This window comes from Brachyspira sp. SAP_772 (genome assembly GCF_009755885.1).
GTDB lineage: Bacteria > Spirochaetota > Brachyspiria > Brachyspirales > Brachyspiraceae > Brachyspira.
Genome location: NZ_VYIX01000364.1, coordinates 1 through 526, shown reverse-complemented (window position 1 = coordinate 526; position 526 = coordinate 1). Strand labels below are relative to the sequence as shown.

Below are 526 nucleotides of genomic sequence, written 5' to 3'. Positions count from 1 at the left end.
TTATTAAACTCATATCCCCTGAAACTCTAAAAGAATATTCATCTGGATAATACCTAGTAGTAAATACCATCTCGCCTTCATTTATAAATATCTCTATAGMTGAAGTATCTATTAATATTCTTATGTTTTCTAACTTTTCTAAATATGCACTTCTTTTTATTCTGCCGCCGCCTATTTGTTTTCCTCTATCATTTAGAAACTCTAATATAAATTTATTCTCTTTATATTTAATAGAACAACCTTCAGAAATTAATAACTCAAAATCATTAGAACTTTTTATATTGTCAATTAAGACTTCGTAAGAGTTAATATCAGAAATTAAATTATCAGATAATGAAGAATAAGAACAYTTATTTTCAAATATTTTTTTCTCTCTTAATTTTTCTAAACTTCTATGAGGCTTTTGATATAGTTTGCCATTTTTGAAACTTAATTCTCTTGCCACAGTTAAACAATGCTGCCAGCCATATTGAATGCTTAAGTTTTTATGAGTCTCTTCAGTATCAGGAACACCCATCCAACCTAT

General features: G+C 27.3%; 1 protein-coding gene. It reads right to left on the bottom strand.

Annotated elements, in window-relative coordinates; genetic code table 11:
• The coding region (locus tag GQX97_RS14530) for a GH32 C-terminal domain-containing protein (protein WP_198391286.1) at positions 1 to 526 on the bottom strand (526 nt) is incomplete at both ends.